At 74.0% G+C, this 12,845-nt stretch carries 14 protein-coding genes; 12 read left to right on the top strand and 2 right to left on the bottom strand.

The features are described from left to right. Nucleotides 1–46 precede the first annotated feature (46 nt). The 8 genes from VM324_07315 (at nt 47) to VM324_07280 (ending at nt 6,386) form a co-directional block, all read left to right on the top strand. On the top strand, nt 47–880 hold the full coding sequence (locus tag VM324_07315) for a rhomboid family intramembrane serine protease (GenBank protein ID HVL99084.1): 834 nt from the start codon (nt 47–49) through the stop codon (nt 878–880). Nucleotides 881–906: 26 nt separating this feature from the next. Next, entirely contained in the window at nt 907–1,434 is a 528-nt protein-coding gene (locus VM324_07310; protein ID HVL99083.1) for an SRPBCC family protein, read from the top strand. Then, nucleotides 1,435–2,157, top strand: coding sequence for a hypothetical protein (locus VM324_07305; GenBank protein ID HVL99082.1), 723 nt, complete (start codon nt 1,435–1,437; stop codon nt 2,155–2,157). 509 nt (nt 2,158–2,666) lie between these two features. Then, nucleotides 2,667–3,131, top strand: a complete 465-nt coding sequence (locus VM324_07300; GenBank protein ID HVL99081.1) for a VOC family protein — start codon at nt 2,667–2,669, stop codon at nt 3,129–3,131. 198 nt (nt 3,132–3,329) lie between these two features. Further along, nucleotides 3,330–3,458 carry a hypothetical protein gene (locus VM324_07295; protein HVL99080.1) on the top strand — a complete coding sequence of 43 codons (129 nt, stop codon included), beginning with the start codon at nt 3,330–3,332 and terminating at the stop codon, nt 3,456–3,458. Between the two features lie 96 nt (nt 3,459–3,554). Continuing rightward, nucleotides 3,555–4,085, top strand: coding sequence for a hypothetical protein (locus VM324_07290; GenBank protein HVL99079.1), 531 nt, complete (start codon nt 3,555–3,557; stop codon nt 4,083–4,085). Nucleotides 4,086–4,307: 222 nt separating this feature from the next. Then, nucleotides 4,308–5,426, top strand: a complete 1,119-nt coding sequence (locus tag VM324_07285) for a Vms1/Ankzf1 family peptidyl-tRNA hydrolase (protein ID HVL99078.1) — start codon at nt 4,308–4,310, stop codon at nt 5,424–5,426. Beyond that, nucleotides 5,427–6,386: an ROK family protein gene (locus VM324_07280; GenBank protein HVL99077.1), complete on the top strand. Its 960-nt coding sequence runs from the start codon at nt 5,427–5,429 to the stop codon at nt 6,384–6,386. It abuts the gene before it with no gap. Between the two features lies 1 nt (nt 6,387). Here VM324_07280 and VM324_07275 read toward each other — a convergent pair whose 3' ends face one another. Continuing rightward, entirely contained in the window at nt 6,388–6,852 is a 465-nt protein-coding gene (locus VM324_07275; GenBank protein HVL99076.1) for a hypothetical protein, read from the bottom strand. Between the two features lie 112 nt (nt 6,853–6,964). Here VM324_07275 and VM324_07270 point away from each other — a divergent pair, with 112 nt between their 5' ends. Next, the gene (locus VM324_07270) at nt 6,965–7,723 is read left to right on the top strand and encodes a lysophospholipid acyltransferase family protein (GenBank protein HVL99075.1); all 759 of its coding nucleotides are present in this window, start codon (nt 6,965–6,967) and stop codon (nt 7,721–7,723) included. Nucleotides 7,724–7,734: 11 nt separating this feature from the next. Then, nucleotides 7,735–8,925, top strand: coding sequence for a glycoside hydrolase family 3 N-terminal domain-containing protein (locus VM324_07265; protein HVL99074.1), 1,191 nt, complete (start codon nt 7,735–7,737; stop codon nt 8,923–8,925). 4 nt (nt 8,926–8,929) lie between these two features. Here the strand turns inward: VM324_07265 and glpK are convergent, their stop codons facing one another. Further along, entirely contained in the window at nt 8,930–10,420 is a 1,491-nt protein-coding gene (glpK, locus tag VM324_07260; GenBank protein HVL99073.1) for a glycerol kinase GlpK, read from the bottom strand. 160 nt (nt 10,421–10,580) lie between these two features. Here glpK and VM324_07255 point away from each other — a divergent pair, with 160 nt between their 5' ends. Further along, nucleotides 10,581–11,618 carry an ATP-dependent 6-phosphofructokinase gene (locus VM324_07255; GenBank protein ID HVL99072.1) on the top strand — a complete coding sequence of 346 codons (1,038 nt, stop codon included), beginning with the start codon at nt 10,581–10,583 and terminating at the stop codon, nt 11,616–11,618. Further along, nucleotides 11,611–12,654 carry a GntG family PLP-dependent aldolase gene (locus VM324_07250; GenBank protein ID HVL99071.1) on the top strand — a complete coding sequence of 348 codons (1,044 nt, stop codon included), beginning with the start codon at nt 11,611–11,613 and terminating at the stop codon, nt 12,652–12,654. The genes VM324_07255 and VM324_07250 overlap by 8 nt, the downstream gene beginning before the upstream one ends. Nucleotides 12,655–12,845: the final 191 nt, after the last annotated feature.

Raw genomic sequence — 12,845 nt, 5'->3', positions numbered from 1 at the left:
GGTGCTTGCGGGGCCCGGCGCAGGAGGCGGGGGTAGGGTGGGGCCGGTGAGCGCGGACACCTCCCTCCCGACCTGCTACGTCCACCCGGACCGCGAGACCCGCCTGGCATGCTCATCGTGCGGGCGGCCCGCGTGCGTCGACTGCGTGCAGCGCGCCCCCGTCGGCCAGAAGTGCCGTGACTGCGCGGCGCCGGAGGGCAACGCGCGGGTCATCACCGCAAGCGACGTCCGCGCCGGCGCGCGTGGCGCCACGCCGGTGACTTTCACCATCCTCGCCGTCGCCGTGGCCGTGCACGTCGTCGGGCTGGTGCTGCCCGAGGTCGGGGAGCGGATCTTCGCCGCCGGCGCCCAGGTCAACCCCCTCGTCGAACGGGGCGAGTGGTACCGGCTGTTCACCGCGGCGTTCCTCCACTCTCCGGCCGGTTTCACGCACATCCTGTTCAACATGTTCGCCCTCTACCTGTTCGGGCCGCAGCTCGAGCGTCAGGCGGGCAGCGTGCCGTTCGCCACGCTCTACCTCGCCTCGGCGCTGGCCGGTGGCGCCGCGTTCGCTCTCTCCTCGCCCGGCGGCGTCGCGGTCGGCGCCTCCGGCGCGATCTTCGGCCTGTTCGGCGCATGGCTCGCGGCGTCGCTGCGCAGCCGCCACACTCCGGCCGGTGCGGCCGGCCTGCGTCAGCTGCTCCTCGTGCTCGGGCTGAACCTCGCCCTGCCGCTGTTCGTGCCCGGGATCGCCTGGGAGGCGCACCTCGGTGGTCTCGTGGCCGGGTTCGTGATCGCGTTCCTGTGGTTCTCGCTGAGAGACCGATCCCGCGTGGGCCTCCTGCGCACGGTCGTGGCGGCGCTCGTCGGCGCAGCCGCGCTTGCGCTCGTCGCCCTGTAGCGCTCCGGCGGCCTACCCTCACAACGATGCGCATCAGGGCCTGGGACTCGGTGTTCGTGCGTGCGCGGCGTGCCGACGTGCACCTCGTCGTCGCCGACGTGGCCGGGTGGGGCCTCTGGTGGCCGGGAGCCACGAGCCGCGCGGCTGACGGGCGCGTCGCGCTCACGCTGCGTCCACCGGGGCTCATCCGGCGCCCGCAGCACCTGCTCGTCGAGGTCACCGAGAACCGTGCGGCCAAGGGCATCCGCATGCGCTACACCGGCGACTTCGACGGCGCGGCGGAGTGGTACTACCTCGACGAGCCGACCGGCTCCGTCGTGCACTACCTGCTCGACGTCGACGTTGCCGACCGGGGCGGGAGGCGGCGCCTGGTCGCTCACCGTGCGACGGTCCGCGCGGCGCTGCACCGCCTGAAGGACCGCCTCGAGGCCGGGCGGACCCCCGGCAGCGAACCCGACCCCGCGCTGCTCGCCCACCAGCACGAGGCGCTCGCCGTGCAGGAGCGGGAGGCGCGGGCCCGCGCCCGCCGGACCGTCGCCCCGGAGGAGGGGTAGGTGCGCTGCCCGGCCTGCGGGGCCACGAACGCCGAGTCGGCGGACTGGTGCAGCCAGTGCTACGCCGCGCTGGTCGCGCCGACGGCGCCCGACGTGCCGGAAGGGGCGGTGGCCCCCCCGGCGGTCGACGCGGCCCGGCAGGGCGACGGCGGGGGGCACCCGGCCCCGACCGGGAAGGGCGACGGCGGGGGGCACCCGGCTGCGGAGGGCTTCCGCCGGCGCGGCGCGATCATCGAGTGGGAGTGCCCCGCCTGTCGGCGCTGGACGAGCGTGGAGTCCCTGCAGTGCGGCGCGTGCGCCACGCCGCTGTCCGCGCGCTGGCAGCTTGCCGACGACCGACCCCCCGGGCTCGAGCGCCGCTTCGCCGAGCCGTGGACCGCGGCTTTCGCGCTCAGCGCCGTCGTGCCCGGCGCGGGCCACATCGGGCTCGGCCGCTACAGCTCGGGGTTCGCCCGGGCGGTGCTGTTCGCGGTGTGGACGGCCGGGGGTGTGGTGCTGTGGCGCACCGGGGGCGGCCTCGCCGGGGGACCCATGCTCGCCGGAGCCGGGTTGCTCTGGGCCGGCAGCCTCGTCGACCTGCGGGCGCTCAAGCACCGGCGCAGGGAGCTGCTCGGCGGCCGCACGCTGCTCTGGCTCGTCGTCGCCGTGCTCGCCCTGTCGATCCTCGGCCTGTTCACCGCAGCTGCGGGCGCCCCGGGACTGCAGATGGCCCGCGTGGGATGACCCCGCGGGAGCTTCCCGAGCCCCACGAGCGCCAGGTGTCCGACGCCGTATCCGACAGCATCACGGTGGAGGCCGGCCCGGACGCCGTCCGGACGTGATCGCCGACTTCGCCACCTACCCCGACCTGCTCGTCATGGACTGCCCACCGACGGCGGAGACCTGCGGCCACGCTCCCCACCGTTCACCTGATCGCAACACGCTCGGAGCGTCGCCGTCACACTCCGCCGTTACGGTGGCGGCTTCGCCGGGTCGCTTTCTCGGTGCGACGCGGCGATGCTGCGGTCACGCGCCGCAGTTCCGCACGGCCACGCTGCGGCGGGTTCATCGGCTCGAAGCCGCCGCAGCGCAGGCCGCGCGTCCCATGCGGCATGGGAGGTGGCGGCGCGGCTCGCCGACCTCGGCGCCGAGTGGTCGGCCGAAGTGTCCCTTGCCTGGCGGCGAGCGCTCTGCTAAGGTATACGAACATACGTTCGCTACCCGCCACACGGCTGCGATGAACAGGAGAGCCTATGCCCGTCGACCCCATTCCCGAGGGCTATCCGCGCGTCATACCCGCCCTGATCGTTGCCGGCGCGGCAGACGCCATCGACTTCTACGTCGCGGTGCTCGGGGCGACGGAGAGGATGCGCATGGCGGGTCCCGACGGCACGGTGGCGCACGCCGAGCTCGTGATCGGCGACTCCGTCATCATGCTCGGCGACGAGCAGCCCGGCACCGACATGCCGAGCCCCCGAACGGTCGGCGGCAGCCCGGTCAGCCTCCACGTCTACGTCGAGGACGTCGATGCGGTCTTCGATCGCGCCGTGCAGGCGGGCGCACGCGTGCTCGAAGCGGTCGCTGACCAGTTCTACGGCGATCGTTCCGGGAGGTTCGAGGATCCCTTCGGGCACCGCTGGGGCGTGGCCAGCCACGTCGAGGACGTCTCCGAGGAGGAGATGGCCCGACGTGCGGCCGAGTGGACGCCCGGCGGGTGACCAGCGGGCGGCCCGCCGGCGGTCCAGCGCGGTGACGCCGCGCCCGCGCATCACGACCGCCGAGCGCCGGGCGCGCCTTGTGGCTCGCCACCACCTCGCCGTCACCGCTTCCGATGTGGTGAGCGGGGTTCGCGACCTCGTCGCGGTGCACTCGAGTGACCCGGTCACCTGTTCCTGCTGGCGATGGAGGGCGGGATCGTGCGCGCCGGACCCGCCGGGTCCTGGCTCTCGAGCCAGTACCACTGGGCGGCTGCGGGCACGTGGTTTGCCGCTGCGGGCACCGCCTTCGGCGACCCGCTCGACGCCCCCGGCGCCCGCGCGCGCTGACCCCGACGGCTGATCGCCGCGCACACCCGTCGGGCGCAGAATGGTCTGCCCGGCGTCGAGGGCACCCTCGAGACGCCAGAACCCGAGGAGACCACCATGGCGACGCTGGAGGTGCTCGACCACGGCGAGCTCATCGTCGTGTTCTTTGACGACCTCGTGAAGTACCACGGCCGCAGCTCCATCGCCGGTCTCGCGCACGGCTTCAAGGTCATGGAGCGCGCGTTCCCCCTGCTCGCCGACGAACCCCCGGAGCGCTACGCGATCACGGTCGACAGCGCCTTCGCGGGGGCGGGCACCCGCGACGCCTTCGAGATGGTCACCCGGGCGGTGACCGGCAACCGCTACCGGCTCGCGCCCGAGATCGCGCCTCGGGACGCGCCGCCCGGCCCGGAGGGGCCCTTCTTCTTCCGTCTCGCCTACCGCGGCCGGTCCGCCGACCTCACGCTGCGCCCAGGGCATATGAGCGACGACTTCCTCGAGCTCGCCGGCCGGGGGCCCGCGACGCCGGCCGAGGCTGAGACGCTCGTCCGGGCGAAGGAGGACATGGCTCGCCGGCTGCTCGCCCTGCCGGCCGAGGAGGTCTACGACGCGCGCGTCGGGTCGGGCGGCGACCAGGGCGCCGCCTGACCCTCAGGGCCAGCGCGCACCACGTGCGGCGAGCACGACGCGGGCCTCTACACTGACCGGCGTGGGAAAACGACGCGCACGAGCACGCCGCATCCGGCGGCAACGGCGGGTGCGCCCACTGCCCGGTGTGCGTCCTGCTGCAGGTGATGACCACCTCCCGGCCGGAGGTCGGCAGACATCGACTGAGCGGGGCAGATCACCCCGCGACGGAAGGAGATGCCCGTGGAGCTGACCGCTGCCGAGATCCGCAAGCTCGTCGACCGTCCTCCCACCGAAGCTCCCGTGACGAGCGTGTACCTCAACACCGACGGTGCACGACTCCCCCGATCAGCCGACTACGAGGCGCGCCTTGACGGGCTGCTCCGCCAGGCCCGGCGCCAGGCCGACACACTGGGCGAGCCGGCACGGAGCGCGGTCGAGGCCGACGCCACGGCCATCACCCGCTGGGTCCGCGACGAGTTCGACCGCAGCGGGATCCGCGGGATCGGGCTGTTCTCCTCCGACGGGCTGATCTTCGAACAGGTCCAGCTCGCGTTGGGCGTGCGCAACATCGTGCGGGTCAACGACCGACCCTACGTCGTCCCCCTCGAGGCGCTGCTCGGCCGCCACCACCACCTCGCGCTGGCGATCATCGAGCGGGACAAGGCACGCATCTTCCGCTACCAGCTCGGGGTCGTCTGGGAGTACCAGGGCATCGAGTCCGACGTCCACGGCCAGCACCGCAAGGGCGGCTGGTCGGCGCGCCGATTCGAGAAGAACATCGAGCACCAGGTCCTCCACCACATGAAGGACACCGGGGAGATCCTCCTCCGCCTGCACGAGGACCAGACCATCGACGCCCTGGTGCTCGCGGGTCCCCACCACGAGGTCATGGAGTTCTCCCGCAACCTCCACCCCCACCTGCAGCGGGTCGTGCACGGGGAGCCGATGAGCCTGCCGCTCGAGGTGGAGGCCCACGACCTGCTCTCCCGCTTCCAGCAGGTCGAGCAGCAGCTCGTCAGCGCGCGGCGCAGCCACCTGCTCGAACGGCTCGCCGCGGCCCAGGGCCAGGCGGAGAAGGCCGCCCGCGGCATCCGTCACGTGATCGAGGCCATCAACGGCAAGCGTGCCGAGGTGCTCTTCGTCGTCGAGGGCGCGGGCGTCCCCGGCTACCGCAGCAGCAGCGGGGCGCTCGCCCTGCACGAGCAGGAGGCTGCGGCCTACGGCACGCCGGTGACCCCGGTCGATGACCTCGTCGACGAGATGATCGACGAGGCCGTCCGCGCAGACACCCACATCGAGTTCTTCCGCGACGAGGTGCGCCTCGACGGGCACCCCGTGGCCGCCTTGCTCCGCTTCTAAGTGGCGCTCGCCGTCGGCGTCGACATCGGGGGCACGAAGATCGCCTCGGGGCTGGCGCGCGCCGACGGCGTGGTCGTCGCCGCCCGCCGCCACGCCACCCCTGGCGACGCCCGCGAGGTCGCCCCCCTCGTCGTCGAGATCGTCCGGGAGCTGTGCGACGAGGCGGGGGTGGGTGTGTTGCCCGTCGGCGTCGGAGCCCCCGGCATCATCGACCGCGTCGGCGTCGTGCGCTACGCGCCGAACATCGCGTGGGCGGACTACCCCCTGCGCGACGAGCTCGCGCGCGCCCTCGGCACCCCGGTGACCGTTCACAACGACGCGAACGTCGCTGCCTGGGGGGAGTTCCGGGCCGGCGCGGGTAGGTCGGCAGCATCCGACATGGTCATGGTGACGGTCGGCACGGGCGTCGGTGGCGGCCTCGTGCTCGACGGCCGCCTCGTCGGGGGTGCCCACGGGCTCGCCGCCGAGCTCGGGCACGTCATCCTCCTCGAGGGCGGTCCGCCGTGCCCCTGCGGCAACCGCGGGTGCCTCGAGGCGCTCGCGAGCGGGACAGCGATCGGGCGCTCAGCCCGCGAGGCCCTCGCGGCGGGGGAGATGCCGCACGCCTCCCCGCTTGCGCGCGCGGCGCCGGCAGCCCTGACGGGGAAGACCGTCACACAGGCGGCGGAAGCCGGCGACCCCTTCGCCGAGGGCCTGCTCGCCCGCGCGGGGTTCTGGCTGGGCGTCGGCATCGCCTCCCTCGTCAACGCCCTCGACCCCGAGATGGTGGTCGTCGGTGGCGGCGCCATGGAAGCCGGGGACCTGCTGCTCGAACCGGCCCGCGCCGCCTTCGCCGAGCGGCTCATGGGCCGTGCGCACCGGCCGCTGCCACTCCTGGAGCCCGCCGGGCTCGCCGACGCGGCCGGGTTCGTGGGCGCGGCGCTCCTCGCCATGGACGTCGCCGCCACGACCGGGGCGTGACCTACGCCCGGTCGTCGCGGTTGCGCCAGTAGACGACGGCGACGAGCCCGACGAAGAACACGGCGATCGCGTAGCCGACCGGCAGGCCCGTCTGGGCGAGGGTCACGACGAGCAGCGGCACGAGCAGCACCGCGACGCCGAGCCCCATCGACCGCACGCGGGACATGACGAGCGGGGTGCCGACCTGCTCGGCGTCCCCTTCGACGAGCGGCAGCGGCGTGGCGGTCACCGAGTTTCCGGCGTGCACGATCGCGCGAATCTCCTCCATGTGACCGGCGAGCAGCCCGAGCGCCTCGTCGCGGCGCTCGGGCGGCACGCGGACCTCGACGTCGTCGTCGGGGCCGGGACCCGGCGCGGGCCCGGTCACGGCCGGTACGCCCTGGCGCCGCAGCACCGTTGCGACCGCCTCCGCCAGGGACGGGTCGAACGTGGCGAGCTGCGTGGTCGTCTCGCGGTCGGATGGCATGGGTTCTCCGGCGATGGCAGGCGCGGGTTCGCGTAAACTCCCGTCGAGATTACCCCTGCCCGGCCACGCAGCGGCCGCCCGCGCGGGCCGCCACCGCGGAGAGGATGACCCAGTGGCCAAGCAGGACCGCGGTCCGCCGCTGTACCGGGTCCTGCACGCGGTCATCCCCCCGGTCGTCAACGCGGTCTACCGGCCGAGGACGGAGGGGCTCGAGCACATCCCTGCTTCGGGCGCAGCCATCCTCGCGTCCAACCACCTGTCGTTCCTCGACTCCGTCTTCCTGCCCGCGGTCATCGACCGGCCCGTGTTCTTCCTCGGTAAGAGCGACTACTTCAGGGGCTGGAAGCGCTACTTCTTCGAGAACGTCGGCGTGATGCCGGTGGCGCGCCAGGGCGGCAACGCGGGGGAGGCGAGCCTGCGCAGGGGCCAGGAGATCCTCGAGTCCGGGCGCCTGCTCGGCATCTACCCGGAGGGCACCCGCTCCCCGGACGGGCGGCTGTACCGGGGCAAGACCGGACCGGCGCGTCTCGCGATGCGCACCGGCGCCCCCCTCATTCCCGTCGCGATGATCGGCACCTTCGAGATCCTCCCGCCCACGGCGAAGGTGCCGAAGATCCGCCGGGCGGGCATCCGGGTCGGTCGGCCCCTCGACATCGCCGGCCGGTACGGGTCCGCCGACTCCGACCGCTTCGCGCTGCGTAGCGCGACCGACGAGCTCATGTACGAGCTCATGATGCTGTCGGGCCAGGAGTACGTCGACGAGTACGCTGCGAAGGTGAAGTCCGGTGAGGTCATCATCGGCTCGGGAGACCTCGACGAGCTCGGCGAGATGCTCGACGACGACGAGCTCGTCATCCGCAAGGCAGGGTAGTGGGCGGCAGGGTGGTTCTGCCAGTGCTGCTGGCGGTCGGCTTCCTGGTCGGCCTCGGCACAGCCGTCGTCATCGGGGTGCAGAGCCCCGCCGAAGCGCCCGCGCTGGCGGCGGACCGCCCGGCCCCGGCGCCGCCGCCCACAGAGCCCACCTGTGCGGGCGCCTCGCTGGAGCAGCGCGCGGGCCAGGTGCTCATCGTCGGCCTGCCCGGGGTCCTCGCACCCGGGGACCGGCTGGTCGCCGAGGTGCGCGAGGTCGGTGTCGGCGGGGTCTTCCTCACGAAGGCCAACGTGGAGAACGAATGGCAGGTCCGTGAACTCGTCCGCGGCCTGCGGGGCGGGGCACGCCACGGGCTCCTCGTCGTGACGGACGAGGAGCCCGGCAGGGTCTCGAGCTTCGGGGCCCTGCTCGGCCGCACGAGCTCGGCGCGCACCCTCGCGGCGCGCGGGGACCCGGCCGACGTGCGCCGGTTCGCCCGCGACCTCGGCCAATCCCTGGCGGAGCTCGGGATCGACGCGAACCTCGCGCCTGTGGTCGACGTCGACGACGGTCCCGCCCGGGGCGTCATAGGCGACCGCTCGTTCTCCCGCGATCCCGAACGCGCCGCCGAGTACGGGCTCGCGTTCTCCGCCGGGCTCGCCGCGGCGGGCGTCCTGCCCACCGCGAAGCACTTCCCCGGCCACGGGCGCAGCGACGTCGACAGTCACTGGCGGCTCGGGGTGGTCGACGCCTCCCTCGACGAGCTCGAGGCGTCCGATCTCCTGCCGTTCGCCGCGCAGATCAACGCGGGCGTGCCGCTCGTCATGGTGGGCCACGTCGCGTACACGGCCCTTGACCCGGACCTGCCGGCGAGCCTGGCCCCGCCGGCCTACGCGCTCCTGCGGCGGATGGGCTTCGACGGCGTGGCGATCACCGACTCGACGGGCATGGGCGCCGTCCACCGGACCTGGGACTTCCCCAGCTCGGCGGTCATGGCCGTCGCTGCGGGCGCCGACGCCGTGCTCGCCACCGACGGCAACCACGCCCGCGCGATGCGCGACGCCCTCGTCGAGGCGGTCGAGACGGGCCGGGTCGACGCGGATCGCCTCGACGAGGCCGCCGCGCGCGTGCTCGCGCTGAAGGGCGAGGACCCGATGCCCGTCGTGTGCCGCGGCGCCGAAGGGCCGCCCGTCTTCGGCCGTGGCCGGCGCCCCGAGCACTGAGCCGTCAGTCGCGCGCCCAGCCCCGGCTGCGCTCCACGGCCGCCCGCCACCGTGCCTGGCGGCGGTCCGCATCCCCGCGCGCCATCGCGGGGGTGAAGCGCCGGTCGAGGCGCCAGAGCTCCGTGAGCTCGTCGGTGGACCCCCACACCCCCGCCCCGAGACCCGCGAGGTAGCCGGCACCGAGTGCGGTCGTCTCCGCGGTCGTCGGACGGAGCACGTCGACGCCGAGCAGGTCCGCCTGGAACTGGCAGAGCAGGTCCAAGGCCGAGGCGCCCCCGTCGACCCGCAGCTCGCTGAGCGCGACGCCGGAGTCGGCCTCCATGACCTCCACGACGTCACGGGTCTGGAAGGCCATCGCCTCGACGGCGGCGCGCAGGAGGTGTGCGCGGGAGGTCCCGCGGGTCAACCCGACGATCGTGCCGCGGGCGTAGGGGTCCCAGTGCGGGGCACCGAGCCCCGTGAACGCCGGCACGAGGTAGACGTCGCCGGTGTCGTCGACCGTCTCGGCCACCGGGCCGGTCTCGCGTGCGGAGGAGATGAGCCCGAGACCGTCGCGGAGCCACTGGACGGCGGCGCCCGTGACGAAGATCGACCCCTCGAGCACGTAGGTCATGCGCCCGTCGACCTCCCAGGCGCAGGAGGTGAGGAGGCGCTGGCTGTACGGTGCGTCGGTGCCGGTGTTGAGCAGGACGAAGCTGCCGGTCCCGTAGGTGTTCTTCGACGTGCCGGGTGTCCAGCAGCCCTGCCCGAACAGGGCGGCCTGCTGGTCGCCGGCGACACCGGTTATGGGCACCTCCACGCCGAGGAAGGCGTCGGGGTCGGTGCGGGCGAACTCGCCGGCGGAGGGTCGCACCTCGGGCAGGACCGCGGTCGGCACCCCGAGCAGGGCGCAGAGCTCCTCGGACCACGCGCCCGCGCGGATGTCGTAGAGCATCGTCCGGCAGGCGTTCGAAGGCTCGGTGGCGTGCAGGCGTCCTCCGGTGAGCCGGGCGAGGAGCCACGTGTCGACGGTGCCAAACGCGAGGTCGCCGCTCGCGGCGGCGGCGCGCGCGCCCTCGACGTGGTCGAGCAGCCAGGCGAGCTTCGTGCCGGAGAAGTAGGCGTCGATCACGAGCCCCGAACGCGCCCGCACCGTGTCGACGTGCCCCTCGCCGCGCAGGCGGTCGCAGTGGCCGGCGGTACGGCGGTCCTGCCACACGATCGCGCGGTGCACCGGCCTGCCCGACGCCCGGTCCCACAGCACCGTCGTCTCGCGCTGGTTGGTGATGCCGAGGGCGCTGAGCTGGCCGGCCGTGGTCCCGGCGCGGCTGAGCGACTCGATGACCGCCTCGAGTGTGGCGCTCCAGATCGAGTCGGGGTCGTGCTCGACCCAGCCGGGGCGGGGGAAGTGCTGGGGGAACTCGCGGTAGCCCCGGCTGCGCACCGTGCCGTTCTCGTCGAGGACCAGGGCGGTGATGCCCGTCGTGCCCGCGTCGATCGTCAGGATCCTCGTCACGCTCGCTCCCGTAGCCGCCGGACCCCCGTAGCATGGCACCGCGGCGCGGTGACAGCGCCCGGGCGCGGTTCGGTAACCTGCCGCGAGCCGGAGACCCGGTGCCGACCCGATCCGAAGGGGGAGACGTGACCGTCCGCGGTGCGCGACCCTCCGCCGTGCGATGAGCACGCGGGTGGGCATCCTCACCGGCGGGGGTGACTGCCCCGGCCTCAACGCGGTCATCCGCGCGGTCGTGCGCCGCGGGATCGACGAGCACAACATCGCGGTCTCGGGCTTCCGCAACGGGTGGCGCGGGGTGCTCGACGGCGCCGCCGAGCCGCTGACCTTCGAGTCGACCCGAGGGATCCTCCACCGGGGCGGCACGGTCCTCGGCACGAGCCGGACGAACCCCGAGGCCGCCGACCGGGGCGTCGAGCGGGTGCGCGAGGCGCTCGACATCCACCGGCTCTCCGGCCTCATCGTCGTGGGCGGCGAGGGGACGCTGTCCGCGGCGACGGCGCTGTGGGAGGTGCACCGTGTGCCGATCATCGGGGTGCCGAAGACCATCGACAACGACCTGTCCGGCACGCAGTTCACCATCGGCTTCTCCACGGCCCTCGACATCGCGACCGAGGCGGTCGACCGCCTCCACTCGACGGCGGAGAGCCACAACCGCGTGATGCTCCTCGAGGTCATGGGCCGCAACGCCGGCTGGATCGCCACCTACGCGGGACTCGCCGGAGGCGCCGACGCCATCCTCATCCCCGAGCACCCCTTCGACATCGACCGCGTGGCCCGCCATCTCAAGCGGCGCCACGGCATGGGCCGACCGTTCTCGATCGTGGTCGTCGCCGAGGGGGCCGTGCCCGTCGAGGGGACCGTCGGCTTACCCGACTACGACCGCGACGAGTTCGGCCGGCCGGTGCTCGGCGGCCTCGGGAACGTGCTCGCACCGATCATCGAGGAGCGCACCGGCTTCGCCACGCGCGTCACCACGCTGGGGCACGTGCAGCGGGGCGGCTCGCCGAACGCCTTCGACCGCGTGCTCGGGTCGACGCTCGGCGTCGCCGCCGTCGACGCCGTCGCCCGCGGCGAGTGGGGCGCCATGGTCGGCCTGCAGGGCAACGCGGTGGTCCCCGTGCCGCTGCGGGAGGCCACCGCGACGTTGAAGACCGTGCCGCCGGAGGTGTACCGCGTCGCCGAGGTCTTCTTTGGCTGAGGCCGTCGTCGACCTGCGCTCGGACACGGTGACCCGGCCGACGCCCGCGATGCGCGCGGCCATGGCCGCGGCTGTCGTGGGCGACGACGTCTACGGCGAGGACCCGACGGTCGCGCGCCTGGAGGAGGTGGCGGCCGAGCGCTTCGGCCGCGAGGCCGCGTTGCTCTGCCCGTCGGGGGTGATGTGCAACCAGCTGTGGCTGCGGGTGCTCGCGCGCCCCGCGACGGAGGTCGTCGTCGAGGCCGACGCGCACGTCGTGAACTACGAGGCGGGCGCGGGCGCCCTGCTCGCCGGCGTGCAGTTCCGCACTGTGGCGGGCGCCTACGGGCTGCTGAGCCCTGAGCAGGTCGCCGCCGCGATCCGCCCCGACGCCTTCCCCCTCACCCCGACGTCGCTCGTGTGGGTCGAGCACACCCACAACCGCCGGGGCGGCACCTACTACGGCGTCGAAGACCTAGCCGCGCTGAAGGGCGTCTGCGCGGCTGCCGGCGTGCCGCTCTACATGGACGGCGCCCGCGTCTTCAACGCGTGCGTGGCCGCCGGCGTCGAGCCCCACGTGTACGGCCGGCTCGTCGACGGGCTCATGTTCTCGACCTCCAAGGGGCTCGGCGCCCCGGTGGGCAGCCTCATGGTCGGCGCCGCCGACGCGATCGCCGAGGCCCGCCAGTGGCGGCGGCGCTACGGCGGGGCGATGCGCCAGGCGGGGGTGATCGCCGCGGCCGGGCTCGTCGCGCTCGAGCAGATGGTCGACCGGCTGGCGGAGGACCACGCGAACGCCCGGATGCTCGCGGAGGCGGCCAAGGAGGTCTGCCCGCAGGGCGTCGACCTCGCCCAGGTGCAGACGAACATCGTCTACGTCGAGGACGTCGACGCGCACCTCGTCGTGGGGGCCCTTGCCGACCTCGGCGTGCTCGCCGGCGCCATGGACGCGCGCACGGTCCGCCTCGTCACCCACCCCGACGTGTCGCGCGCGGACTGCCGCCTCGCCGCCGAGGCGCTGCGCCGCGTCCTGCGCACCGGCGGGTCGGGAGGTTAGCGCGCGCGCCAATAGGCCGGGTTCTTATCGTGCAAGGTGCCCTGGTCCGGCACCGCAGAGACGATCTTGCTCCCACTCGAGGCGGTGTTGACAAGCCGCACCTGCGCGGCGTTGACGTCGCTGCGGTTGTCCGGCGGCGCCGGGCCAGCGGGCCGAGCGGCGCAGCTGCGAGCCGCCCCGCAACCACACCT

The sequence above is a fragment of the Egibacteraceae bacterium genome (genome assembly GCA_035540635.1).
Classification (GTDB): Bacteria; Actinomycetota; Nitriliruptoria; order Euzebyales; family Egibacteraceae; genus DATLGH01.
Note: the sequence above shows the minus strand (reverse complement) of the source record. Positions and strands in the feature narration are given on the sequence as shown.